Source organism: Actinomyces urogenitalis DSM 15434 (assembly GCF_000159035.1).
Lineage (GTDB): Bacteria > Actinomycetota > Actinomycetes > Actinomycetales > Actinomycetaceae > Actinomyces > Actinomyces urogenitalis.
In genome coordinates, this window is sequence record NZ_DS999574.1 from 1,264,559 (window position 1) to 1,266,553 (window position 1,995).

At 73.6% G+C, this 1,995-nt stretch carries 3 protein-coding genes; all 3 read left to right on the forward strand.

What is annotated here, in order from left to right; all coding sequences use genetic code 11:
* Positions 1-228 (forward strand): magnesium chelatase subunit ChlI family protein (locus HMPREF0058_RS05380; protein WP_006548708.1); only part of this gene is annotated, 228 nt, incomplete at its 5' end.
* Positions 225-1,538 carry a DNA-processing protein DprA gene (dprA, locus tag HMPREF0058_RS05385; RefSeq protein ID WP_006548709.1) on the forward strand — a complete coding sequence of 438 codons (1,314 nt, stop codon included), beginning with the start codon at positions 225-227 and terminating at the stop codon, positions 1,536-1,538. The genes HMPREF0058_RS05380 and dprA, both read left to right, overlap by 4 nt.
* 10 nt (positions 1,539-1,548) lie before the next feature.
* Positions 1,549-1,995 (forward strand): site-specific integrase (locus tag HMPREF0058_RS05390; protein WP_006548710.1); only part of this gene is annotated, 447 nt, incomplete at its 3' end.

Genomic DNA, 1,995 nt, shown 5'->3' on the forward strand with positions numbered 1-1,995 from the left:
ATGAGCCAGGTCCCCGGGTCCTGGCTGCGCTCGCCCCAGTCCGGCACCGACCGTGCGGGGGTACGGCTCCTCCTTGACGCTCTGGACCGCGGTGACCTCACCCTGCGGGGAGTCGACCGGGTCCTGCGCCTGGCCTGGACCCTGGCCGATCTGGCCGGTCTCGACGGTCCGGGGAAGGCTGAGCTGGGCGCGGCCCTGGCGCTGCGGACGCGAGGAGGACGGCCATGAGCCCACGACCCCGGCTGCCCTACGACCTGTGTGACCCGGTCCTGGCCCGCGCCACCTGGTCGCGGCTGGCAGAGCCGGCGGACCGCGCCGCCGCGCTCCTCATCTCCCGGCTCGGTGCCTCGGGAGCCCTGGAGTGGCTTCTGGGCCCTGCCCTGGACGACGACGGCGAGGCTCGCCCCGCTCCGGCCCCTCCTGTACGCACTCCTGGGGACCAGGCGCGGGCGAGCGCAGCCTGGGGCAAGGCAGCCGCGCGCTGGGCTCCGCGCCTGAGTGGGCTCGACATCCGCAGGGAGCTGGAGGTCCTGGAGCGCCTGGGTGGCAGCCTGGTCCTGCCCGGGGATGCGTGGTGGCCGCAGGGACTGGATGAGCTGGACCAGCCCCCGGCCTGTCTGTGGGTCCGCGGCGACCCAGCCCTGCTGGCGTGCCGGAGTGACGGCGCCGACTCGACTATGCGGCCGAGCGATCCTGGGCGCTTCCGGCAGGACCTGGTTGCCCAAGGGCCGGCGACGGGACTGAGCCTGGCGCTGGTGGGTTCGCGCGCCTCGACCCGCTACGGCGAGCAGGTAGCCAGCCAGATGGCGGCGCAGCTGGCCGACCACGGCGCCGTCGTCGTCTCCGGAGGCGCCTACGGCATCGACGCCGCAGCCCACCGCGGTGCTCTGCGCACCGGCCGCACGATCTCCGTGTCCGCGGGAGGAGTGGACCGGCTCTATCCAGCCGGCAACGCCACGCTCCTGCAGGAGGTGATCGAGCACGGTGCCCTGGTGGCGGAGGTCCCTCCAGGCTGCCAGCCTGGCCGCCACCGCTTCCTGTCCCGTAACCGCCTCATCGCCGCGATGAGCCAGGCAACGGTGGTCATTGAGGCGGCGTGGCGATCCGGGGCGCTGTCCACGGCGCGCCACGCAGCGGACCTGGGAAGGCCGCTGGGAGCCGTTCCCGGACCGGTGACCTCGATGGAGTCAGCCGGGTGCCATCGGCTCCTGCGAGAAGGGGCGGTATGCGTCACGGATGCCGATGAGGCCCTGGAGCTGGTACTCCCCCTGGGGCTGACTGACCCCGAGGCGGACAAGGAGGCTGATCCTGCGCGCGCTGGTAGCGGGCTGCTGGACGGACTGGACCGCTCCAGCGCTGCCGTGCTCGACGCCATGCCGGCGCGTGGAGCGGCGAGTGTCGAGGCCCTGGCTCGCAGTGCGGGCCTGGCTGAGTCAGAGGTCAGGGCTGCCCTGGGGCTGCTGGAGCTGGCAGGCAAGGTGTGCCGGGATCCACGAGGATGGTGGCGCCGAGCCTCATCGGGCTCGGCCAGCGCCTAGCCTTGGGGGCATGAGTCAGCAGGGACCAATCACGCGCGGCGGGCTTCGTCAGTCCTGGGAGCGGTACCTGCGGCTCCAGCGAGGCCGCTCCGAGCACACGGTGCGTGCCTACATCGGCGACCTGGACGACCTGCTGACGTTCCTCGGCGTCGGTCCGGGCGAGGATGAGGGGGTCGGCCCGGCCCTGTCGAGCCTGGACCTGGCCGACCTGCGCGCGTGGCTGGCCGATCTGTCCGCCTCCGGTCACGCGCGGGCCACGCTCGCGCGCCGGGGCTCGGCGCTGCGCAGCTTCTCGACCTGGGCCTGGCGTCAAGGGCTGCTGGCCAGCGACGTCGCGGCGCGCCTGCGCACTCCGCGCGCGGACAACCGCCTGCCCACCGTCCTGTCCCAGGAGCAGGCCACGGCGCTGCTGGATGCCGCTGCCCAAGGTGTCCAGGAGGCTCAGACGGCCCGGCCG